A 24,007-nucleotide genomic window follows, 5' to 3' on the forward strand; every position below is an offset into this window, starting at 1 on the left:
CAGATAATAGTATCTATTTTGTTGCGTAATGATTTGCATTAGGATAATTAGAGTCAAAATTATTAATAAATAGTTGATTGTTATAAGCATATATTGGTATATATGGTAGTTTTAGTCCGTTATTTTGGTAATATTCTATGATCAACATATGTATTTGATGACATAAAGGCATACGAAGCTTTATATCTGATATATGCATTCGTATTTCAAACACAGGCAGTCCCTGTTGCAAATCTACTAAATATACTTCTGGAGGAGGAGTATTTAAGGCAAGGGAGGATTTTTTTACTATTTGTAGTAAGATTTGCACTATTTTTTTGGCATCTGTTTGTAACGGAGCTGGCACGCGTAGTACTACGCGTGTTAACGTATCCGATAAAGACCAATTGATAAATTGTTTTGTAATAAATTCTTTGTTTGGAACAATAATTTCTTTGTGATTCCAATCAGTAATGATAGTTGCACGAGTATTAATACGAGTGATATTACCAGTAAGATTGCTAATAGTTACAGTATCGCCAATACGAATTGGTTTTTCAAATAGTATTATTAATCCAGAGATGAAGTTAGCAAAAATTTCCTGTAATCCAAAACCTAATCCTACACCTAATGCTGCTACTAACCATTGTATTTTAGTCCATTCTATACCTATCAATGAACATCCTATTATCCCCCCGAGACACATCAATATATATTTAGTTAATGTAGTAATAGCATATCCTGTGCCTGGCGTAAGATCTAAATGTTGTAAAAAAGTGAGCTCTAGAAATGCTGGCAAATTTCTCACTGTTTTTGTAGTAATAACAATTACTAAAACAGAAATAATAAATGAATTTAACGTTATAGGTTGGATATTATCTACGCCTTTTATAGTAGAAGTAACATCCCATAATGTAATATTTTCCAAAAAAGAGAATGCTGAATATAATTCAGACCATAGTAAAGTTGTTAACAATAAAGCAATGAGAGTGATAATAGATCGTATTAGCTGCAATGACTGCGTACTGATGGTGTCTAAATCTAAAATCTTTTTATTGCTTTTATCATTAGATTCCAATTTGTTAGTCTGTAATTGATAAGCATTTGATTCATTATTATATGCTCTTAGATTTAATTGAGTAACTCGTCTTTGTTTAGCTCGCTCAAAAGCAATACGACGTCGCTGAATGGATGTCCATCTACGAATAATATGGTATACGATTAATAATACAATCCAAATAAATAATGATGTTTCCAATCGCGCTAATAATGCTTGAGCAGCGAATAAATAACCTAAAATACAAGAAATCGCTGCGATTATTGGTGCACATATCATAATATTCCATAAAGAACGATTGATGATATTATCAGAAGAATCATATTTATTTAAATATAAAGGTAATCCAGAACATTTTAGATTGTTAGTAATGAATGTTAAATAAATACATAGCAAAATAAAGCATAATCGCCCTAAAGTATTAGAAAACTCTCTATCATTATAGTTATTAAATATGGTTAACATCATTATTAAAAATACAACTGTTGCAACAGCCCAGACATAATGGTGCGAAAAAACTTGTTGAACTCTTTTTTTTGGCCAACCAAAATGGATAATGAACAATCCTTTTGGGGACGCAAAATAAATACCTACTATGCATATCCACAATATAAATGTTGTAGCATTAATTTCATCACTAATTTCTACAGAAATGGGGTATAACCAAACGTGATTTAAACTATGTCCTATAACTACCCATAAAATTGGAATCGGTAATGCTATTAACATTGAGTACCATATATTATACAAAGTAAGCGAAAAATTATCTTGATTTACTTTGCCTATTTTTTTACTAGATCGTTTTAAAAATTCTTGATAATGACGCTGTGCAGTAAAATGAAATCCAATCGATGCAATAAAACTTAATATTATTAGAATCAGGGTTTTATGATTAGAAAAAATCATTTTTAAAACATATATTATTTGATGATCAAATTTATTTGCAGTTAATAATCTGTATAAATCATGATAAATATCTAATGGATAGGATATAGTAATTGGATGTACATCAGCTACCCAAAATAAATGACGATGCGTAGCTTTTTGCACATCTTGTAATGCTTCTTTAAGCTGTTCATAAGAAACTTTTAATTTTGTTAATTCAAGGATTTGTGTATCATAATTATTTAATAATGAAGTAATAAGATTGCGTTGTATAGTTAGTTTTTTTTCAAGAATATGTTTTTGCGGTGATGTTAATGATGATCCATCGTCTTGTTTGCTTTGTGATGATATTAACATTAATTTATTTAGTTGATTTTCACATTGAAGACGCTTAGCTCTTAATTGCGCCATATCATGATCTAGTTGCTGAGATTTAGGCATTTTTGGTAACTTTGAAACTTGAGAACGTAGTGTTTCTCCAAGAGCCGGAGATTTATCTAACCACTGTGCTTGTTCAAGCAAATTAGCAAAAGTTTGACGTACTTGTAATGTATGTGATGTAACTTCTTGTTGTTTAGATGTAATACTGTGTATATAATGCGCTTGTTGATTTAAAATAACTGAAAGATCACGATTAGTTTGTATCTGTTTTGTAATGGATTTTGGTAATGTATTGTTCTGTTCTGGCAATATTTTTTCGCTATGTTCAATAGGTTGTTTTGTTTCTTTTTGACATAAACAGCTTAATTTATTTCTTAATATTTGTAGTTCATTCTCTACATATTTATATTTTTTTTTTAACAATATTGCCCGAAGTTGGGATAATTCTTTGCGATTATTGGCGCTTAACTGAGCAAGTTCGAGTTCGGCTACTTTTAATTGTCTAGCTGTTTGTTCTGCTTGTAATGCAGTAAATTTGGCTTGTTCTATCGGAGTATTTATATTGGTAATAGTTAACATTTTTTGTTGTGTTAAATTATTTAATATATTTTTAGCCGCAGCTTGTTGTTTTGGTAACAACATTAATGATTCATTAATTGAAGATGTATAATCTTGTTCTTGTTTTAATTGTTTTGACAAATCTGTTAACTGATTATTAATTTGGAATAATTTCAGTTTCACTTCATGAGCAGAAAGATCCTTATCAATATTAATACTTTTATTAGATATATTGCTGTATTCTTTATGTAATTGAAGAGTTGTACATGGAAAATCATCTATTATTTTTTGATATTCTTTAATTTTAAAATTAGAAAATTTTCTTTCAGAAATAAAATATAAAGTGGATTGTAGATTTTCTATAATAGATTTTTGATAAATGTCACAATGTTCTTGTTGTTGTGCATATTGTAAATATTTTTTTATCTCGTTTTCTTCTGAAAAATCATAAGAAAAAATTATCAGTGGATACAAACATCCTACAATGAAGATCAACGAAGAAAAATATTCAAAAAATATGGTTCTTTTTTGAAAAAAGATCATATTGTATACAATATTATTGCATGATTTTAGATAATGCATAATATGTGTGATTATTTTTCTTGATTACATCCTTGCGCTAAAGGCATTCCGATACGAGCAATATCATATGGTTGTAATAGATTGTTTAAAATAACCTTTTTGTTATCAAATAAATTAATAACAGTAGATCCTAATTTAAATGATCCCATTTCATCTCCTTTTTGTAATGTAATTGCATCTTCAATATCTGAAGTATTCGGATAACGCCAATGTTTAACAATACCTTCTCGTGGTGGGGTAATTGCACCTAACCATGTAGTTTCAATACTTCCTACTATTATAGTTCCAACTAAAATTTGAGCCATATAACCAAAATTTGTTTCAAATAGACAGATAACTCTTTCGTTGCGAGAAAATATATTAGGTATATTTTTTGTAATTTTTGGATGCACTGAAAATAAATCACCGGGTATATATAACACTTCACGCAGTGTGCCCGTACAAGGCATGTAGACGCGATGACAATTTTGTGGAGGTATATAAATGATAACGAAGCTTCCATCATTAAAATAGTCAATGATGTTATCATGGCCTGCTAGTAATCCGTCTAGATGATAAGGAATTCCTTTTACTTGGAATGTATTATTTTTTTGGTTTATTTTCCCTATTTGAGTAATGATTCCATCAGCTGGAATAACTAATGTAGATAGATTGGTGTCTATAGGCCGAGAATTATTACGCAATTTTCGAGTAAAAAATTCATTAAACGTTGTATAACTGGATGGATTGGGGTTATCGAATTCTTTCATGTCTATTTTATAGATACGAATAAATAATTGAATAGCATAACGTGTTATCCATCCACCTTTCCATGAGGCCGCTAGTCCTAATAAATAAGTAATCCAATATTTTGGTAATAAGTACTGCAGTAGAACTTGTATTTTTTCTAACATAATATGTACCTAATTTTTAGATCATTAATTTTTTAGTTAAGTGATTATAGTGATTATGCATTTCGCTATTAACTTTTTGTGAATTCATATTATTCTTAAATATCAATATAACATATAATATGATTGTATATTGTATAAAAGTGCGCAAAAGTATGTTAAACTTTTACTTGAAAAATAAAGTTAAGTTTATTGCTAAGAAGAAGTTACAACACAGTAATAATTCGATATAAGAATTTTGTTTAAATGATATAGTGATTCATATTTACAATTTGATATGTATTTATATTATAATAATTACGTATACACATGTATATAATATGTTTCATATATTTTATTCAATTTAAATCAGCATAATGTTAAAAAATAAAAGTGCTTATGGATAATATTTATGTGCTTCTATTAAATATTAAGTAAACGTAGACGTATAGGGTAAAGTTGAATGCATGATAAGAACTTAATATGGATTGATTTAGAGATGACTGGATTGAATCCAGAGCAAGACCGTATTTTGGAAATAGCTACTATAATTACTGATAGTGAATTAAATATTTTATCGGAAGGTCCTGTTATAGCGATACATCAATCTGAGTCTCAATTATTGCTAATGAATGATTGGAATGTACGTGTTCATAGTTTTACCGGATTATTAGAAAAAGTTAGATCTAGTAAAGTAGATGAGATAGATGCATCTAGTTTAACAGTAAAGTTTTTAAAAGATTGGGTGCCTTTTAAAAAATCACCGATATGTGGGAATAGTATAGCTCAGGATCGACGATTCTTATTTCGATACATGCCAGAATTGGAATCATATTTTAATCATCACTACTTGGATGTTAGTACTATTAAAGAATTAGCAATTCGTTGGAGACCAGATTTAATATCTGGATTGAAATTACATAAAACTCATCGTGCATTGGAAGATATTCGTGAATCTATTATAGAATTGATGTATTATCGAAAATATTTTATGAAATTATAAGATAATATATAGTTGATAATATAAGTGTTATCTGGTCAATTTTTAATTGATGGGGCATTAAAACTATACAATAATTAATTAGTATAAAAATTTGGTTATTGGCATAGGCCACATGCATATTAATGAATGATGATTATGGGTTTTGATTTTTATCTTAAATAAGCGGGAATAGCTCAGTTGGAAGAGTACAACCTTGCCAAGGTTGGGGTCGCGAGTTCAAATCTCGTTTCCCGCTTTATTTAATTTATTTTCAACGCTCTATTTATTGATTATGTTATATATTTGCATCAACGTTAGTAAATTTTTGGGGAGGAGTGTAAATATTTATGTATTTAATATAGTAAATTATAAATTGTTATTTGGTTTTTTAAATAATTGAATGATTGTTATATTTATGGAAATAAAGATCGTTTATACTTAGGAATAAGGACGCGTAATAGATTATTACGTGCTAATTCTCGTGAAAAAATCAGTAATGTACATCTTATTGTGTCAATACATTTAACGCTTATTATTGTAATAATATGACTTGGTTTTTTATACATCGTCATATTTATATATAATATGTTGGAATAATAAGAAATTATATTAAATTTTTGTATTGTTTTATATATAAAATATTTTGTCGAATAAGATCTTAAATTATATTGAAGATGAAAAGATATGTATTGACGTTGTCTGATGAATCAAAAACCTTATTATTAGGTGCTACATTGGCTTCTGTTTGTACGCGAAGCTGTGTAGTTTATTTAAATGGTTATGTGGGATCAGGAAAATCTGTTTTTTGTAAAGGATTTTTACATGCATTAGGACATGTCGGGCATATAAACAGTCCGACTTACACTTTGATTGAATCTTATATTTTAACGCATTGGCGTGTGTATCATTTTGATTTTTATCGGTTAACTTCTTCAGAAGAACTTGAATACATGGGAATTAGAGATTATTTTGATGGCTATGCTGTATTTTTGATAGAATGGCCAAAAAAAGGGATGGGATTTTTACCAACAGAAGATATTGCAGTAACAATGAACTATCATGACTGTACAGAATCCAGAAAAGTAGTTATAGAATCTTTTAGTAATTTAGGCCATAGAATGCTAGATGATTTATTAGCATATTGGAAATTGCATATATGAAGTTGAAATACGAAATAATTTTTGTAATGATGATCTTATCAAAATATTTATGCATTGAACCAATAATGGCGTCAACTCTTAGCGCAATCTCTGTTACAAATAATAAAAATCAATCTACGATAATGCTAGATTGTTCTGTTATTCCTCTTTATATGATATTTTCTTTGGGCAATCCAGAAAGAATTGTAATAGATCTTCTAACAGCATCCAAAGTTGAAAAAGATATATTTCCAATAAATTTCAATGGTTCTAATTTAGTTAGATGCATTCGAACAAACACATCCATTAATCGTCAAAATATACGTATAGTATTAGATTTAACTTGTCCCTCAAACATAGGAACAGTAACACAAAAGCAAATAAAAGAAAATTATCGTCTTATATTAACAATTTTTAAAAAGAAAACACTTACCGTAGCTGATAATATAAATCTTCATGAGATTCCGCCTATTATGGTTCGTAAAACTCGTGTGCATGTAAATAAAGTGATAAATCATCAAAAAAAAATAATAGATACGCAATTTAAAAAAAACCAAGATTATAAACAGGTATTATCTCCAATTATTGTGGCAATCGATGCCGGACATGGAGGCCAAGACCCAGGAGCGATGGGGCGTCATGGTGGGATATATGAAAAAAATATTACGATTAATATAGCTAAAAAGCTAAAAATGTTGTTGGATTTAGATCCGAGTTTTAAAGCCGTAATGATTCGTGATGGAGACTATTTTTTATCGGTTATGGAACGTTCTAATTTGGCGCGGAAAAGAGGAGCAAATGTTTTAATTTCTATTCATGCAGATTCTGCGTTAAACACTAATGTTAGAGGAGCGTCGGTTTGGGTATTATCTGATCGTCGCGCTAAAAGCGAAATGATACATTTGTTACAATGCAGTGAAAAACATTCAGAGCTATTAGGAGGATTAGGAGATATACTAACTAGTTATTGCAATGATCCATATTTTAGCCATTTAGTTTTAGATTTACAGTTTGGTTATGCTAAACGAGTAGGATATGACATTGCGGTGCATGTGTTACATCAATTAAAGAATATTACTCCTTTACATAAGAATACACCCGAGTATTCTAGTTTTGCTGTATTGCGATCTCCCGATATTCCATCTATTTTAGTAGAAACTGGGTTTATTAGTAATATAAAAGAAGAGTATCTACTTGTTAGTAATCTTTATCAAGAAAAAATAGCTAATGCTTTGTACAAAGGTTTATGTTCTTATTTTATAAAATCACAAAAAAAACCGTTAGATTCTGCGCAAGTAAAAAAAACATATGTTGCCGCAAGTTAATGAATAATCAGTATTACTACATTGATACTGTTATTACAAAGATTTCATTTTTTAAAAATTATTATTAATATTTATTGTATACTCTTGTGTACAAGAGTTAATATTTTCGTTGAAATAATTGAAGTATTTTCATAATATTATGTTACTTACATAACCTATCAAAATAACACTTTTATATCGTATAAGTTAAGGAAGCAGAATATTAAACGTCAACCATTAGTTATATTTTTAATGGGTCCTACGGCTTCTGGAAAAACAAGTGTAGCTGTAGCTTTAAAGAAAAGAAAAATAAAAATAGATATCATTAGTGTTGATTCAGCTTTGGTATATCGTGGCATGAACATTGGTACAGCTAAACCTGTTCCTGAAGAATTAAAGCTTGCTCCTCATAAATTGATAGATATTCGTGATCCAGTTGAATGTTACTCAACAGCAGATTTTTGTCATGATGCAAATAATGAAATAGAAAAAATTATAAGATCTGGGAATACGCCTTTTCTAGTTGGAGGGACAATGTTATATTTTAAGAATCTACTAGAGGGTTTGTTTTTTTTACCAAAAACTAATCAGAAAGTTCGTGATGATCTAGAATATGAAGCTAAAAAAATAGGATGGGTAAACATGTATAATCTATTTAAACATGTTGATCCTGTTGCTGCTAATAAAATTCATTTAAATGATCATAAAAGAATAATTAGAGCATTAGAAATTTTTTTTATTTCTGGCAAAACATGGACAGAGTTGAAATTAACTGTTAGCCTCAAATTGAAATATCAAGCATACCAATTTGCTATTGTTCCATCAAGTCGTGATATTTTAAATAAAAGAATTGAACAACGGTTTTATAAAATGTTAGAAATCGGATTTGAAGATGAGGTTAGTGAATTATTTAATCGCCCTGATTTACATAGAAAAGAAGTAAGATCGTCTATTTCTTGTGTTGGTTATCGCCAAATGTGGGAATATTTATCTGGTGAGATTAACTACAATCAGATGATAATTAAGGGCATTTGTGCTACTCGACAACTTGCAAAACGGCAACTTACATGGTTACGTAAATGGCCAAATTTACGTTGGTTATGTAGTGATAATTTATCTGCTGCAATTGACAGTATTGCAGAAATATTAACTAAAAACTAATTTTTAGTGTATGAAATTTTAAAAAATAAACTTGAAGTTATATAATTTTTGAGATCATTTAAAATGATAAAAAATAAATTTTAAGGAAATTGAAAAATGAACAAAGGTCAATCATTACAAGATCCATTTTTGAATGCATTACGTCGAGAACGTATTCCAGTTTTTATTTATCTAATAAATGGTATTAAATTACAAGGAGAAATTGAGTCTTTTGATAAATTTGTAATACTTTTAAGAAATACAGTGAATCAAATGATTTATAAACATGCTATATCTACCATTGTACCCTCCCGACTCGTCCCATATTACATAAGTCGTCATAGTTAAAAACTTATTTCTAATTATTTATTTCAGAGATGTTCATGTCTTTTTGTATGTGATTATATATTAAACTTGATTAATTACTATCAAATATTATTAAGTGTAGTATACTGCGAAGTGTTTAATTAATTTTATTATATGTGATTATATATATTAAATTTACTTGGAGTAGTTATTGTTGTATGATTTAAATTTTTTTAATAAACAAGCTATATTAGTTCATACGATTTTTTCCAAAAAAAAAGAAGATGAAAATTTTAATTTAAAAGAATTTTTATCTTTAGCTTCTACAGCAAGAATACGAATTCAAAGTATTCTTACTAGTAATTGTAAAACTTGCAATAATAAATATTTTATTGGGACTGGAAAAGTATTAGAGCTTGAACAAATGGTTAAAAATAATCCCGCATCTGTTATATTATTCAATTGTATTTTATCTCCTCATCAAGAACGTAATCTTATGCATTTATTACAATGCAAAATAATTGATAGAAATCAATTAATTCTTAATATTTTTGCGCAACGTGCACGTACGTATGAAGGTAAATTACAGGTAAAATTAGCCCAATTACGTCATTTAAATTCTCGTTTAGTACATGAATGGAGTCATCTTGAACGTCAAAAAGGAGGTATTGGTTTACGAGGTGGATCAGGGGAGATGCAATTAGAAAGTGATCGTCGTTTATTGCGTAAAGAAATTACTCAAATCTTATTGCGTCTAAAAAAAATAGAAAATCAAAGAGAACAAAATAGAAGACATCGGTTTAGAATTGGAGTACCTACTGTTTCTTTAGTAGGATATACAAATGCTGGAAAATCTACTTTATTTAATATAATGACTGAATCACATGTTTACACAGCAGGAAAATTATTTGCTACTCTCGATCCTACATGTAGACGCATTGTATATAAAGGAGGGTCTAATATTATATTATCAGATACGGTAGGTTTTATTCAAAATTTACCACAAGGCTTGATATCTTCTTTTAAGGCAACTTTACAAGAAACAATACAAGCAACATTATTATTACATGTTGTAGATGTCTCTAATGAAAGATTTGAACAAAATATCAACACAGTACATTATATTTTAAATGGTATGAATATCCATAATACTCCCATACTTTTAGTGATGAACAAAATAGATCGATTAAAAAAACTAGTACCACGTATTGATCGGGATTATGATAACCGTCCAATACGAGTATGGATATCTGCTCAAGATAATTTAGGTATTTCTTTATTAATACAAGCCCTTAATGAGTTGTTATTAAATAATATGATTTCTTATGAATTGCGAATGCCTATAAATAATGATTTATGCCAAAAATTATATAGACTGCAAGTTGTTAAACAATATTGGGTTGAAGATAATAATTATGTTAGATTAAAAATATATTTATCTTCTATAGATTGGTGTCGTTTGTTAAAAAATAATAAATTATTAACAGATTATATTATTTAATATTTTTAAAATAAAGAAGAATAATGTAAATTACTCATATAATATGTGAGGCTAAATATGATTTTTAATTTTTTTAATAACTATAAGTATATTCATGATCCATGGGGAGATCATGATAAAAATGATGTAAATAGTTCTTCTTCCAAAAATAAATCTAAATTTAACATATTAGATCCGGATAAATGCTTAAATAAAATAAATGACAAACTAAATATATTTAGCAATAAAAATAAAGACATAGAAAAATTTTCTAAAAATAAAAATTTTTTTATAATTTTAATATTGATTATTATTGTTTTTGTATGGATTTTTAGTGGTTTATATACTATTAAAGAAGCAGAGCGTGGAGTAATTTTAAGATTTGGAAAATATCATCATTTAGTACAACCAGGATTAAATTGGAAGCCTACTTTTTTTGATGTTGTAATTCCAGTAAATGTAGAATCGGTACGTGAATTAGCAGCGTCTGGTATGATGTTGACTTCAGATGAAAATGTAGTTCGAGTAGAGATGAACGTGCAATATCGTGTAACTGAGCCTAAAAATTATTTGTTTAACGTTATTGATGCTGATGACAGTTTGCGTCAAGCTACTGACAGCGCATTGCGAGGAGTTATTGGTAAATATAATATGGATCGTATTTTAACTGAAGGGCGTACAGTGGTTCGTAGTGATACTCGAAGAGTTTTAGAGAAAACGATACATCCTTATAATATGGGTATTACTTTATTAGATGTAAACTTTCAAACAGCTCGTCCACCAGAAGAAGTAAAAGCAGCGTTTGATGACGCTATTGCCGCTAGGGAAAATGAACAACAGTATATTCGTGAAGCTGAAGCTTATGCTAATGAAGTACAACCACGTGCCAATGGACAAGCACAACGTATCTTAGAAGAAGGTCGTGCATATAAAGCGCGCACTATTTTAGAAGCGCAAGGAGAAGTACAAAGATTTTCAAAAATTTTGCCAGAATATAAAGCAGCTCCTGAAATTACTCGCGAACGACTATATATAAATTCTATGGAGCGTGTGTTGAGTAATACTAGAAAAATATTTATAAACCTAAAAAATACCCAGAATGTATTATTATTACCTTCAGGTCAAGTAAAGAAAATTAAAAATAATAACGACAAAGTTGAATATTCTGATAGCATTGATAACACTGATGATACTTTTAATTTTAAAAAAGTATGTGCTACTAATGATTCTGATACCGACCATTCACAATTAATATCAAAAAGTAATCAACTGTCTTGTCATGCAAATACTATAGCTGAAAAAAAAGTTTTAGATCAAAGACAAGCTAATACACAACGTGTTAATGTTGTGCGTAAAGGGAGAGAGTCATAAATGATACGAAATGTTTTTTCATTTGTTATATGTATAATAGTAGTAGTGTTGTTTTTTTCTTTATTTACAATAGAAGAGGGGCATAAAGGCATTATATTACGTTTCGGTAAAGTATTACGCGATATGGATAACAATCCATTAATCTATAATCCTGGATTACATATAAAAATTCCATTTATTGAGACAATAAAAATTTTAGATTCACGTATTCAAACTATGGATAATCAAGCAGATCGCTTTGTTACTATGGAAAAAAAAGATTTAATTATTGATTCTTATATTAAATGGCGTATCAGTGATTTAAGTCGATATTATTTAGCAACAGGAGGGGGTGATATTTCCCAAGCAGAGGTATTAATAAAACGAAAATTTTCTGATAGATTGCGATCGGAATTAGGCAGATTAAATGTTCAAGGTATTGTAACAGATTCACGAAATAGATTAATGACTGATGTACGCGCATCATTAAATCATGGCACATCAGGAGAAGAAGCGCTGACATCACACTCTAACAATATTAAAAATTTTAATTTTAATTCAGAAAAATATGATATCTCAGAACATAAACAATACCGTGTTTCCAATGTAGTCAATCCAAATAGCATGGCTGCATTGGGTATTGAGATAGTAGATGTGCGGATTAAGCAAATTAATTTGCCAACAGAAGTATCTGATGCAATTTATCAGCGTATGAGAGCAGAACGTGATGCTGTTGCTAGACGCCATAGATCCCAGGGACGAGAAGAGGCAGAAAAACTACGTGCTACTGCAGATTATGAGGTAACACGTACTTTAGCAGAAGCTAAACGTCAGTCTTTAATTATTAGGGGAGAAGCTGATGCAGAAACTGCTAAATTATATGCCACTACTTTCAATGAAGATCCATCATTTTACGCGTTAATACGTACCCTGCGTGCATATGAAAATAGTTTTAAGAAAAATAATAATGATCTCATGGTATTAAGCACAGAAACTGATTTTTTACGTTTTATGCAATCACCCCAAGTTCTGCCAAGTGTTAACAATTAAAATCTTATGAATAATAAATACCCCATATCATATATTATAAACAGATATTATTTGTTATTTTTTATATACCTAATCGTTATAGGAAATAATTATTTAAATTAATAGGTGATTTGAAAAAATGGTTAGAAGTGTTGTTATATTAGGAGCTCAATGGGGCGATGAAGGTAAAGGAAAAATAGTTGATTTGTTAACTTCACAAGTGCAATACGTAGTGCGTTATCAAGGAGGGCATAATGCTGGTCATACTATTGTAGTAGGCCAAAAAAAAATTACTTTGCATTTGGTTCCTTCTGGTATTTTACATAATCATGTAACTACTGTTATTGCTAGTGGGGTTGTAATATCGCCGGTATCTTTAATAAAAGAAATAGAAATGCTGAAAAAATCAGATATATCAACGTGTAAACGTATATTTATTTCTGCATCCTGTCCTTTGATATTGTCTTATCATGTAGCAATGGATTTAGCTAGAGAAAATTGTCAAGCTTCTGAAACTATTGGTACTACAGGGTGTGGTATTGGGCCAGCTTATGAAGATAAAATAGCGCGACGTGCGTTACGAGTGGGTGATTTATATAATATAGAAAATCTTAAAAATAAACTACAAGATATAATCAATTATTATAATTTTCAATTAGTTCATTATTATAAAGTGAAACCTATTGATTATCATGTGGTTTTAGATGAAGTGATATCAACATCTGATATATTAATTGATATGATTGTTGATGTTCCAGAATTATTAGATGATGCTATAAAACGAGGAAATGCAGTTATATTTGAAGGAGCTCAGGGTAGTTTACTAGATGTTGATCATGGAACATATCCTTATGTTACATCCACGCATACTATTGCTGGAAGCGCAAGTGTTGGTGTAGGGATTGGGATCGGGTGTATTGATTATATTTTAGGTGTTGTAAAAGCGTATTCTACTCGTGTTGGATTTGGCCCTTTTCCTACAGAGCTATCGAATGATATAGGTAACTGGTTATGTATGAAGGGAAATGAAATTGGATCCACTACTGGGCGTCGTCGTCGTACTGGTTGGTTTGATGCAGTAGCGGTACGATATTCTGTAAAAATTAATTCTTTTTTTTCGTGTTGTTTAACAAAACTTGATGTTTTAGATGGTTTGGAAGAAATAAAAATCTGTATTGCGTATCGTAAGAAAAATGGAGAAGTGATATATAATTTTCCATGCTCTTTAGAAGAATTAGAAAATTTAGAGCCGATATATGAAACGTTACCCGGATGGCAGAAAAGTACAGTAGGTATTACGGCATTTCACCAACTGCCTAAAGAGGCGCAATATTATATTAGACGTATAGAAGAAATTATTGGAATTCCTATAAATATTATTTCTACTGGTTCAGAACGTTCAGCAATAATAGTATTATGCAATCCGTTTAATTCTTAATTAACATACAAGGAACTGATATTTTATTTAAATAAGATAATTATTTGTTTGATAATTATATATTGAATCTATATTAACACGCAGTTTTAATAAGCGAAATATTTAGGTTTCATTGCTCAATTATCACTTTAAATTAATGTTTTTATAATTTTTAGAGGTGACAAATAGAGTATAAAATAAAATCAAAGGTGTTATCTTGTGTTTATGTCTTTAAGAATTTGAAAAATTAATTCAATGTTACATACTGAAATAGAGTTATTTTAGAAAATATGATGATCGAATTAGTGTACGGTATACATGCTGTAAAATCTGTTTTAGATAATAATTCAAAACAGATTTTATCTGTGTATATTATACAGAAATCTAGAGATTTGCGTTTAAAATCATTAATTGATCAATTAAAACAATGTAAAATTAATATTAAAAAATGTGATCGTCAGAAATTAGATATTAAATCGCAAGGAGGATTACATCAAGGCATTGTTGCTGAAATAGTTCAAAAGTATTGTATGAAAGAAAATGATTTGTCTAGTTTTTTAATAAAATGTAAAACTATGCCATTATTAGTGATATTAGATGGCATTACTGACCCACGTAATTTGGGTGCATGTTTACGATCTGCAGATGCAGCCGGAGCGCATATAGTTATTGCGCCCCGTAATCGATCAGCTCGTTTAAATGGGACAGTTAGAAAAGTAGCTAGTGGTTCTGTAGAGAATATACCTTTTATGCAAGTAACTAATTTGATTAGGACATTGCAATTACTTCAAGAGAATAATATTTGGATTGTTGGTACTATAATGCAATCTAAACGTCTTATTTTTAATACTGAATTAATTAAACCATTAGCTTTCGTAATGGGTTCTGAAGGAAAAGGTATTCGTCGTTTGACTCAAAAATATTGCGATGAATTAATTACTATTCCAATGTTAGGAGCTGCTACATCATTGAATGTTTCAGTGGCTACAGGAATATGTTTGTTTGAAGCGTTAAGACAACGCGGGAAGTATAAATAGTAATGGTTTAATATATATGTGTTTTAACTATATAATTATCATATGGATATATATTATTATTTAAGATATGTGGTTTTAATCATAAAAGGTTAACAATTTATATATAATTTTTGTTTATATAAAATTGCATAGAATAAAATATAACTGTCCTATTATTTTTTAAGAATGTTATTAATTAAATGAATAAAAATATTTTAGAATGGAAGGAATAAAGCATGCGTCATTATGAAATAGTTTTTATGGTTAATCCTGACTGCAGTGAACAAATATCTAGTATAATTAATAATTATACAGAAATAATTATAAATTCTAAAGGAAAAATTAATCGTATTGAAAACTGGGGACGTCGTCAATTAGCTTATCCAATTAATAAATTTAGTAAAGCTTATTATATATTACTGAATATAGAGGTATCGCAAAATATTATGAAAGAATTAAATAATGCTTTTCGTTTTAATAATCTTATCATACGCAGTATGATCATGCGAACTAAATGTGCAATATCTGATCCCTCTCCTATGATGAAGAGGAAAGAAGAAAATCAAGAGCGCCGTGTTAGTAACACGTAGTAAAGTATTAAAATATATATTTTAATACAAAAAATAAGTTAAACGTTTTATTTAAAAATATGTTAAAAATTATATTTATTTAATAAAATGTTCATGAATTTTTAGTAATCAATAACAATTAAAACTATAGAAACACGTTATTATATACTGCATTGGATAAATATAATGTTATATTAATTTAATTAAATATAGAAGAATGTATAATTAAATATGGAGTTAATTATGGGGCGATTTGTACGTCATCGTAAGTTTTGTAGGTTTACGGCAGAAAAGTGTATTAGTATTGATTATAAAGATCTTGTTACAATACAACATTCTATTATAGAAAGCGGAAAGATTATTCCAAGCAGAATTACTGGAACGAGAGCAAAATACCAAAGACAATTAGCTCGTGCCATCAAGAGAGCACGTTATTTGTCTTTGTTACCGTATACTGATCATCATTAATCATTCAGAATTCATGTAGATTAATGTGATTTTGGTATCAAAAAATTGGGATAACAATGAAAATTATTTTGATTGATGATGTTGATAAGCTTGGAACTATGGGATCAGAAATTACAGTGAAATCGGGTTATGCTCGTAATTTTTTGATACCAAAATATAAAGCAATGCCGGCTACAAAAGATAATATCGCAATATTTAAAGCAAAACAACTTGAGTTGAAAAATAAAGCAATAGAAATGCAGACTAAAGCTGAACTTTGTGCAGAAACCATTAACAAATTAAAGAGTATTACTATTACAGCTAGATCAGGGGTGGAAGGAAAATTATTTGGTTCTATAGGTTCTCGCGACATTGCTGACGCAATTACAACAGCTTCTGGGTTAAAAGTTTTTAAATCTCAGATTAGGTTGCCTAATCATAATGTATTGAGAAGTACTGGCACGTATAATATAAATATACATATTTATAATGATGTTTTTGCTAGAATAGACGTTGTTATTGTCAGTCAGATTACAAAGAATAAGTGATTATGAATGATGCAAACAAATTTTGTTATATATATATTTATTCTAAAAATATATATAACAAAATTTGTGTATCTTTTATTTTGATTAAAAATTGTTGTATGTGTAATTATTCATGATTAAACGTAGTTTCTTTCTATAAATAGATTATTAATATGTATTTATGATTTATATTATGGCGTGTATAAAAGGTTATCAGGAAATGTATTATGCTATTTCATTATGGAATGATTGAAAAAGTAAGTTATATTGCTCGTGCAGCTGGAGCAGAAATCATGAAGATTTATAATGGGAATTCAAAGTTAGATGCGTACAAAAAGTTAGATAAATCCCCTGTAACTAATGCTGATTTGCTCTCTCATAAGATTATCATGTGTTCATTACGAAGTTTGACACCTGAAATTCCAGTGTTATCTGAAGAGGATATTACTGAATGGCAAGCATGTAGAGATGGAAGTTGTTTTTGGTTGATAGATCCTTTAGATGGAACAAAAGAGTTTTTATTACGAAACGGTGCATTCACTGTGAATATAGCCTTCATAGAATACGGTCAACCTATTATGGGAGTAGTGTATGTCCCCGCGTATGATCTGCTATACGCAGCAGATAATGGAAAGGTATGGAAGATTAATTATAGAAGAGAACGTATAAATATTGCAGTTCGCACATCTAGTTATCCAATGATAGTGATGAGTCGTAATGATGTCAATTATGATCAACATCATTTATATAATTATTTAAAAAAATTTAAAAATTATAAAATTATTAATATTGGCTCATCGTTTAAATTTTGTTTAATAGCAGAAGGTAGCGTACATTTCTATCCGAGGTTTTCTTGTACTAAAATTTGGGATACAGCTGCTGGGCATGTTATCGCTAAAGCAGCTGGTGCTATAATTAATGATTGGGAAGGAAATTCTTTACATTATAGAAATATAAATCGATCTTTTTTAAATCCAGGTTTTCAAGTTTCATCATATTAATTTGTATTGTATGTCTGTATTTTTACTGTCTATATAAATTGATATAGATATATATAATGTTTGTTAGTATTTAAATTTTAATTTTTGATATTATTTAGAAGAGTTATTACTATAAAATAATAGTGATTTTCTAAGAAGAACGGAATACTGAGTTTTGCGTATTAATTATCAGCAATAATCATATGTTATAGAAAAAATAAATGAATATATATGTATGTATACTTAATAGATATAAAATGAAATAAGGTGTTTTACAAGGGTGTTTCATAAATAAAAATTATATTTGTTAACATAATATTTTATTGTTTCATCTAGAAATTTAATATATTCCAGGATTTAATACATGCTCAAGGAACTTAAAAAATATATGATGCTGAGATCATGTTTGATAGTTTATTTTTTTATACCATTGATATGTAATAGTGATATTAATATAATAATAGAAGGGCTAGATGGTGAATTAAATTACAATGTACGTAAGAAATTATCTGGTATTAATACTGACTGCAAGTATGTAGATATAGATTTTAAAAAAAAATAGACAACGCAGTTAGAGCTGGGTTACGTCCATTAGGTTATTATAATCCAACGTTGATTTTTTCTTCATTTAAATCTTACAATAAACAATCTGATCTACTAGTCATTAAAATTGAACCTGGGTCTCCAATTATGATTACTGAGGTAAATATTGTTATACATGGAGATGGTAGAAAAGATCATGATTATCAGCAAATGATAAAAGATAGCAAATCTTTTATTGGAACAAGATTAAAACATAGTGACTATGAACAATTGAAAAATAAACTTTATAATTTAGCTTTATTTAAAGGATATTTTGATGCTACATTCCAAAATAGTCAACTTATTGTTATACCTTCACTTTATCGAAGTATTTGGAACATAGATTTTTATAGTGGACAACGTTATTTTGTCGAAAAAATTAAATTTCATGGGAGTCAGATTAAAGAAGATTATTTAAAAAATATATCTAATATACATTCAGGAGAATATTATAATGCAGCGTCTGTTATGGAATTAAATCGCCGATTCTCTTCTACTAATTGGTTTGAATCAGTATCGATTTCTTCAGATTATATACGTTGTCAACAAAAAAAAAAATTAATATTAGATGTTTTGTTTTATCCTTGCTCTAAAAACAGTTTTGAAACTGGATCTGGTTACAGTATGGAAACAGGTCCACGCACTAAAATAATTTGGAAAAAACCGTGGATTAATTCATATGGACACAGTTTAGAAAATAATTTTAGTTTGTCTACTTCAGAACAAGTTATTGATTTAAGTTATAAGATTCCACTTCTTCGTAACCCATTGGAACAATATTATTTATTACAGGGAGGGTTAATACATGAAGATACACATAATATTCAGTCTAGCATTATAACTATAAATATGGCTCGTTATTGGAATTGTTCCCACAAGTGGCAACGCGCAATTAATATACATTGGTATCTTAATCATCATAATAATAATCATATTACTAAAGATATAATGTTAATTTATCCAGGAATAAGTATACATCGTATTCGTAAGCGCGGGGAAGTAATGCCGTATTGGGGGGATAGTCAGCGTTATTCAATCAATATATCTAATAATTGTTGGAAATCAGATATTAATTTTGTTGCTGTGCAGGCTCAAAATATTTGGATTCGAACAGTATTAAAAAAACATCGCATTTTAGTTCGTGGGAATCTAAGTTGGATAGATACTAATAATTTCTTATTTATTAATTCAATGTTACGTTTTTTTTCTAGTACAGATAGTGGCATTCGTGGATATAAATATTTAGATCCTTATGATAACTCTAAATGTTATACAAATGTTGCTGCTAAATTGATTACTACTACATTTGAATATCAATATAATTTGATTAGTAAATGGTGGGGAGTTATTTTTATGGATGTAGGAGAGATTACTAATAATATTAAATGGAATAATTTCAGATCTGGTATGGGTATTGGAGTACGTTGGCAATTTCCGGTAGGTCTTATAAAATTAGATCTGGCAACTCCATTAATACATAGAGGGAAAATAAATCATCAGTTTTTATATTTATATGTTAATTTAGGACCAGATTTATGATTTTTATAAAGAAAATCTATTTGATTTTCTTATTATGGATAGCAACAATATGTGGAGTTTTTATGTTTTTGTTAGGTACTAATACTGGAACATATCTAACTCTTACAGGAATTTCCTATTATATCCCCGGGTTAACATTTGATTCTGTTTCTGGTACTTGGGGTAATTTTAATATAACCCATATAGTCTATAAAACGTCGATAGGTATAATTGATATTGATCAATGTAATATTTTATTAAATCTAAAATATATATGGAATAAGCAGATATATATTGATCATCTTTTTTTGAAAAATGTTTTTATAAAAATAAAAAAAGCAGATACTGACAACCAAGAAAATGAGAGATATAAAAAAATAAAAATAGAAAATATTTTTTCTTTTCCGTTTCCTATAATACTAAAAAAAATGGTATTGAATAATATTCATATTATTTCAAATAATATTATATTTAAATTAAAAACATTGGATACTGGGTTAACATTTCAAGATAATTTATTAACGGTTTTACCCGTATGTATCAAAGGAGCAGTTTTAAATGTTTCTAATGTAAATATGTCAAATATAAAAACTAATATAATAAACATATATAAATATAGTAGCCAATTGGATGTAAAGTGTTTACTTAAATCATTATCTAGTAAATTATTAATGGAATTGTCTTCTTTTAAGATTCCTGTAAATTTAATTCTAAAAGATGTAGAAGGAGAGAATGTTTATATTTTCGATAATTATCGTAATTATTATACTATTAATCATTTTTATTTTCGGACATATTTACATGATCAGGCGGCAAATTTAAAATTAAATATTAAATTACCATATGGGTATTTTAATGCGATAGGAAATGTAATATTTAAGGAATATTATCCAATAAATATTACGGCCAATTATATTGTGTATGATGCTTCCAGCGCCAATAACTCTTCTGATAAGATAAAAAATCAGAATATAAATAAAATAAAATTAATTCTCACTGGAGAATTATACAATGACATATGTCTTCGTTGTGATTTTTTAGGTGTTGTTTCTACAGTACACGTATTATTAAAAATTAATATGATGCAATTTGGTATACCTATAGGCATATCTATAGTTGGTAGAAAAATACCGCTTTCTTTTTTAGGAATAGATGATTATTTAATAGAAGATATTAATTTATGTTTAAACGGTAAAATACAAAGTTATTGTATTCAAATAACATTACAATTAAGTAGTATCAAATTTTCAGCAGCACATATCATCATGAACGCTCGAGGAAATATTAACAGTTGTACTATTTCTAAATTAAAAGCAACAATGTCAGACGGATATTTTAATATGCAAGGAGTTATTAATTGGACTAATATGATTAGTTGGAATAGTGTATTTTTATTAAATAAAGTTAGTTTTTTTCAAAAATGGTTTAAAAATCCAATCAAATTGTCAGGAAATATCGTTACTCAAGGACGTTTACATTCCAATGCTTGGGATATTAGAGTATCTGATTTAAATCTTAAAGGAAGTATAGCAGATAGTAATATCTCATGTACAGGTGCGTTCTATAGTAACTCATTTGGTGAATGGAAAATCCCGGCATTATTAATAAAATGGGGACCTAATTCGTTAGAAATACAGGGAGACTTAAAAAAAGATTCTGTTTTAAATGCTACACTTGCAGCACCAGATTGCAATGTAGTTGCGCTTGGATTAAGTGGTAGTGTATATGGAAAATTTAAATTATATGGACCTATTAAATATCTTAGATTATTATCAAATATTGATATATTTTCTTTGAATTGGAGAGAGAAGAATCTTAATATTAATAAGATAATGATCAAGAGCGATATTTATCGTGATAATATGATGCAAAGTAAATTTTTTTTACAAACAGATAAAATGCGGTGTGGATTTTTGTCGTTACGTCAAATAATAATGCAAGGACAAGGAAATATTAAACAACATTATTTACATTTAACAGCCTGTGATGATAAGTTGTCTGGAGAAATAAAATTTTGTGGGAATCTGGATTTTTTAAATAAAACTTGGTATAGCAGAATTAATAAAACTAGCATTATGACTACAATAGGAACATGGAAATTAATGCAAGATATCGTTCTCACTTATCAACATTCAACACAAAAAATTATTTTTGATTCGCATTATTGGGAAATTATTAATTATACAATTCCTATTTCTAATGTTTTAAAAACAAATATTTTAAATAAAATAGATGGTTTGCTTAAAAGTTTTAATGTAGTTTCTTTAAAAATTTTATTGCCAGAATTAATAAATATACATACTGTTCGTATATATCTATCGAACTGTTCTTGGATAGTAGGAGAACGATTGCCTAAGGGTACAATTTTGTTTTCAGGAAAACAATGCAATATTAAATCTTCTATTGAAGATAGAGAAATAAATTCAATTAAAATAAATAAAGTCACCGTAAGAATTATATTAATGCCAGTTACTTCATATTGTACATGGTTCATAAATTTTGGTAATTACGATCAAAATTATGGATCGTTTAAAATAACCGAATTGCATAATACATCTAAAATAACGGGCAATATACAGATTAAAAATACCTCATTATTTCCTTTTTGTCGTTCATTAATTTCATTAAGGGAACCTATAGATGGATTGTTGAATTTAAATATTAATTTTTATGGATTCGCACGTCACCTAAAAATTTACGGTTCTGCTCAACTACAAAATTTTAATATTAATAAACCTGATACACCGTTTTTTGTAAAAAATGGTCAATTATTTATAAGATTTTTTGGGGATTATGCTACAGTAAATGGAACAATGAATACAGATAATGGAAGTAAGTTAAACTTAAATGGCGATATTGCTAATTTTAATTTTATTCGTAATATCCGTGCATTTTTCAGAATATGGGGAAACCAAATTAATTTTTGCATTTCTCCAAAAATAAAGATGAAAATCTCTCCTAATATTACTTGTATGATGACTACGGAAAAAATTCATTTGAGAGGAAATATAGAAATTCCTTGGGCTCATATTGAAGTTAAAGAACCCTCAAGAAATATAGTTAGAGCGTCTGCAGAAGAAATTTTATTAGATAATAATTTTGAACCTATTTTAGATAAATCTAAAAATTTATGTATTTCTATTTATTCTAATATTACTGTGTCTCTTGGTAATGATGTGAATTTTAATGGATTGGGCTTATGCACTAAATTAAAAGGTAACTTAGAAATTGGATGTAATAGAAATAATTTACTTTTAACAGGGCGTATTGATATGCTGTCTGGTTATTTTCAAGCATATGGACAAAATTTGATGATAAAAAAAGGGCACCTACTATTTTCTGGATCAATAAATCAACCATATCTTGATATTGAAGCAATCTGTAATTCATCTAATATTAGCAATAGAAATATAGTTGGTATACGAATTACTGGTATTTTTGATCAACCAAAATTAGAAGTTTTCTCTACTTCTTCGTTATTTCCTCCACAAGAAATAGTATCTTATTTATTGGGTGATAATAGAAATTTTATACTTTTTAATACGGATGCAAGTATAATAACATCTTTTTTAATTGGAGCAAGTGTCAAAAATAGTGAGCAGTTTTTTAACAAAATAGGAAAAATATTTGGTGTACAAGATTTAGCATTAAATACTCAAGATATCATTGGAACCACGCCGTTAGTTGCGATAAGTGGATATATAGCTCCTGGTTTACAAATTAAATATGGAATAAGTATTTTTGATTTATTGACGACAATAACCGTACGTTATTGTTTATGTTCACAATTGTATTTAGAAGCAGCATCTGGAAGCAATCAAGCGCTTGACTTATTATATAAATTTGATTTTTGATGATTTTAACTTATATATCCTCAAGATTTAATTAAAAATTGCATGATAGAAATATA

At 28.4% G+C, this 24,007-nt stretch carries 19 protein-coding genes and 1 tRNA gene; 18 read left to right on the plus strand and 2 right to left on the minus strand.

Annotated elements, in window-relative coordinates; all coding sequences use genetic code 11:
- Positions 1 to 13 precede the first annotated feature (13 nt).
- Together mscM and asd are read right to left on the minus strand one after the other, a co-directional pair.
- Complete coding sequence (mscM, locus tag M9400_RS01130) at positions 14 to 3,403, minus strand: miniconductance mechanosensitive channel MscM (protein WP_250232598.1); 3,390 nt, start codon at positions 3,401 to 3,403, stop codon at positions 14 to 16.
- A gap of 50 nt (positions 3,404 to 3,453) precedes the next feature.
- Positions 3,454 to 4,335: an archaetidylserine decarboxylase gene (gene asd, locus M9400_RS01135; RefSeq protein ID WP_250232599.1), complete on the minus strand. Its 882-nt coding sequence runs from the start codon at positions 4,333 to 4,335 to the stop codon at positions 3,454 to 3,456.
- 439 nt (positions 4,336 to 4,774) lie between these two features.
- On the opposite strand from asd, the gene orn reads away from it, so the two are divergent.
- The 18 genes from orn to tamB all read left to right on the plus strand — a co-directional run bounded on the left by orn (position 4,775) and on the right by tamB (position 23,951).
- Entirely contained in the window at positions 4,775 to 5,314 is a 540-nt protein-coding gene (gene orn, locus M9400_RS01140; RefSeq protein ID WP_250232600.1) for an oligoribonuclease, read from the plus strand.
- 162 nt (positions 5,315 to 5,476) lie between these two features.
- Positions 5,477 to 5,549, plus strand: a tRNA-Gly gene (locus M9400_RS01145).
- A 418-nt stretch (positions 5,550 to 5,967) separates the two neighbouring features.
- Positions 5,968 to 6,453 (plus strand): tRNA (adenosine(37)-N6)-threonylcarbamoyltransferase complex ATPase subunit type 1 TsaE, encoded by a 486-nt coding sequence (gene tsaE / locus M9400_RS01150; protein WP_250232601.1) that lies wholly within the window; start codon positions 5,968 to 5,970, stop codon positions 6,451 to 6,453.
- Complete coding sequence (locus M9400_RS01155; protein WP_250232602.1) at positions 6,450 to 7,757, plus strand: N-acetylmuramoyl-L-alanine amidase; 1,308 nt, start codon at positions 6,450 to 6,452, stop codon at positions 7,755 to 7,757. Before tsaE ends, M9400_RS01155 begins: the two co-directional genes overlap by 4 nt.
- A gap of 231 nt (positions 7,758 to 7,988) precedes the next feature.
- The gene (gene miaA, locus M9400_RS01160; protein ID WP_250232603.1) at positions 7,989 to 8,897 is read left to right on the plus strand and encodes a tRNA (adenosine(37)-N6)-dimethylallyltransferase MiaA; all 909 of its coding nucleotides are present in this window, start codon (positions 7,989 to 7,991) and stop codon (positions 8,895 to 8,897) included.
- Between the two features lie 96 nt (positions 8,898 to 8,993).
- Complete coding sequence (gene hfq, locus M9400_RS01165) at positions 8,994 to 9,224, plus strand: RNA chaperone Hfq (protein WP_250232604.1); 231 nt, start codon at positions 8,994 to 8,996, stop codon at positions 9,222 to 9,224.
- A gap of 172 nt (positions 9,225 to 9,396) precedes the next feature.
- Complete coding sequence (gene hflX / locus M9400_RS01170) at positions 9,397 to 10,683, plus strand: ribosome rescue GTPase HflX (RefSeq protein ID WP_250232605.1); 1,287 nt, start codon at positions 9,397 to 9,399, stop codon at positions 10,681 to 10,683.
- A gap of 57 nt (positions 10,684 to 10,740) precedes the next feature.
- On the plus strand, positions 10,741 to 12,033 hold the full coding sequence (gene hflK / locus M9400_RS01175) for an FtsH protease activity modulator HflK (RefSeq protein ID WP_250232606.1): 1,293 nt from the start codon (positions 10,741 to 10,743) through the stop codon (positions 12,031 to 12,033).
- Positions 12,034 to 13,062, plus strand: a complete 1,029-nt coding sequence (gene hflC, locus M9400_RS01180) for a protease modulator HflC (protein ID WP_250232607.1) — start codon at positions 12,034 to 12,036, stop codon at positions 13,060 to 13,062.
- Between the two features lie 118 nt (positions 13,063 to 13,180).
- Positions 13,181 to 14,479, plus strand: coding sequence for an adenylosuccinate synthase (locus M9400_RS01185; RefSeq protein ID WP_250232608.1), 1,299 nt, complete (start codon positions 13,181 to 13,183; stop codon positions 14,477 to 14,479).
- A 272-nt stretch (positions 14,480 to 14,751) separates the two neighbouring features.
- The gene (gene rlmB, locus M9400_RS01190) at positions 14,752 to 15,495 is read left to right on the plus strand and encodes a 23S rRNA (guanosine(2251)-2'-O)-methyltransferase RlmB (protein ID WP_250232684.1); all 744 of its coding nucleotides are present in this window, start codon (positions 14,752 to 14,754) and stop codon (positions 15,493 to 15,495) included.
- 215 nt (positions 15,496 to 15,710) lie between these two features.
- Positions 15,711 to 16,064: a 30S ribosomal protein S6 gene (rpsF, locus tag M9400_RS01195; protein WP_250232609.1), complete on the plus strand. Its 354-nt coding sequence runs from the start codon at positions 15,711 to 15,713 to the stop codon at positions 16,062 to 16,064.
- Between the two features lie 222 nt (positions 16,065 to 16,286).
- Positions 16,287 to 16,511 carry a 30S ribosomal protein S18 gene (gene rpsR, locus M9400_RS01200; protein ID WP_250232685.1) on the plus strand — a complete coding sequence of 75 codons (225 nt, stop codon included), beginning with the start codon at positions 16,287 to 16,289 and terminating at the stop codon, positions 16,509 to 16,511.
- 56 nt (positions 16,512 to 16,567) lie between these two features.
- Positions 16,568 to 17,038: a 50S ribosomal protein L9 gene (gene rplI / locus M9400_RS01205; RefSeq protein ID WP_250232610.1), complete on the plus strand. Its 471-nt coding sequence runs from the start codon at positions 16,568 to 16,570 to the stop codon at positions 17,036 to 17,038.
- Positions 17,039 to 17,262: 224 nt separating this feature from the next.
- Positions 17,263 to 18,018, plus strand: coding sequence for a 3'(2'),5'-bisphosphate nucleotidase CysQ (cysQ, locus tag M9400_RS01210; protein WP_250232686.1), 756 nt, complete (start codon positions 17,263 to 17,265; stop codon positions 18,016 to 18,018).
- A 367-nt stretch (positions 18,019 to 18,385) separates the two neighbouring features.
- Positions 18,386 to 18,559, plus strand: a complete 174-nt coding sequence (locus M9400_RS01215; RefSeq protein ID WP_250232611.1) for a hypothetical protein — start codon at positions 18,386 to 18,388, stop codon at positions 18,557 to 18,559.
- Positions 18,560 to 18,609: 50 nt separating this feature from the next.
- A complete protein-coding gene (locus M9400_RS01220; RefSeq protein ID WP_250232612.1) occupies positions 18,610 to 20,118 on the plus strand; it encodes an autotransporter assembly complex protein TamA in 1,509 nt (502 codons plus the stop codon).
- On the plus strand, positions 20,115 to 23,951 hold the full coding sequence (tamB, locus tag M9400_RS01225; protein ID WP_250232613.1) for an autotransporter assembly complex protein TamB: 3,837 nt from the start codon (positions 20,115 to 20,117) through the stop codon (positions 23,949 to 23,951). The genes M9400_RS01220 and tamB overlap by 4 nt, the downstream gene beginning before the upstream one ends.
- Positions 23,952 to 24,007 lie beyond the last annotated feature (56 nt).

The sequence above is a fragment of the Blochmannia endosymbiont of Camponotus sp. genome (genome assembly GCF_023586085.1).
Classification (GTDB): Bacteria; Pseudomonadota; Gammaproteobacteria; order Enterobacterales; family Enterobacteriaceae; genus Blochmanniella.

What these genes read in the sequence shown, in the direction of transcription:
- orn (WP_250232600.1), top strand. Translation starts at nt 4,775, where the DNA reads ATGCATGATAAGAACTTAATATGGATTGATTTAGAGATGACTGGATTG.
- mscM (WP_250232598.1), bottom strand. Translation starts at nt 3,403, where the DNA reads ATGATCTTTTTTCAAAAAAGAACCATATTTTTTGAATATTTTTCTTCG.
- M9400_RS01155 (WP_250232602.1), top strand. Translation starts at nt 6,450, where the DNA reads ATGAAGTTGAAATACGAAATAATTTTTGTAATGATGATCTTATCAAAA.
- hfq (WP_250232604.1), top strand. Translation starts at nt 8,994, where the DNA reads ATGAACAAAGGTCAATCATTACAAGATCCATTTTTGAATGCATTACGT.
- M9400_RS01215 (WP_250232611.1), top strand. Translation starts at nt 18,386, where the DNA reads ATGATGCTGAGATCATGTTTGATAGTTTATTTTTTTATACCATTGATA.
- tsaE (WP_250232601.1), top strand. Translation starts at nt 5,968, where the DNA reads ATGAAAAGATATGTATTGACGTTGTCTGATGAATCAAAAACCTTATTA.
- hflC (WP_250232607.1), top strand. Translation starts at nt 12,034, where the DNA reads ATGATACGAAATGTTTTTTCATTTGTTATATGTATAATAGTAGTAGTG.
- rlmB (WP_250232684.1), top strand. Translation starts at nt 14,752, where the DNA reads ATGATCGAATTAGTGTACGGTATACATGCTGTAAAATCTGTTTTAGAT.
- asd (WP_250232599.1), bottom strand. Translation starts at nt 4,335, where the DNA reads ATGTTAGAAAAAATACAAGTTCTACTGCAGTACTTATTACCAAAATAT.
- miaA (WP_250232603.1), top strand. Translation starts at nt 7,989, where the DNA reads ATGGGTCCTACGGCTTCTGGAAAAACAAGTGTAGCTGTAGCTTTAAAG.
- rpsR (WP_250232685.1), top strand. Translation starts at nt 16,287, where the DNA reads ATGGGGCGATTTGTACGTCATCGTAAGTTTTGTAGGTTTACGGCAGAA.
- rpsF (WP_250232609.1), top strand. Translation starts at nt 15,711, where the DNA reads ATGCGTCATTATGAAATAGTTTTTATGGTTAATCCTGACTGCAGTGAA.
- M9400_RS01185 (WP_250232608.1), top strand. Translation starts at nt 13,181, where the DNA reads ATGGTTAGAAGTGTTGTTATATTAGGAGCTCAATGGGGCGATGAAGGT.
- rplI (WP_250232610.1), top strand. Translation starts at nt 16,568, where the DNA reads ATGAAAATTATTTTGATTGATGATGTTGATAAGCTTGGAACTATGGGA.
- tamB (WP_250232613.1), top strand. Translation starts at nt 20,115, where the DNA reads ATGATTTTTATAAAGAAAATCTATTTGATTTTCTTATTATGGATAGCA.
- hflK (WP_250232606.1), top strand. Translation starts at nt 10,741, where the DNA reads ATGATTTTTAATTTTTTTAATAACTATAAGTATATTCATGATCCATGG.
- cysQ (WP_250232686.1), top strand. Translation starts at nt 17,263, where the DNA reads ATGATTGAAAAAGTAAGTTATATTGCTCGTGCAGCTGGAGCAGAAATC.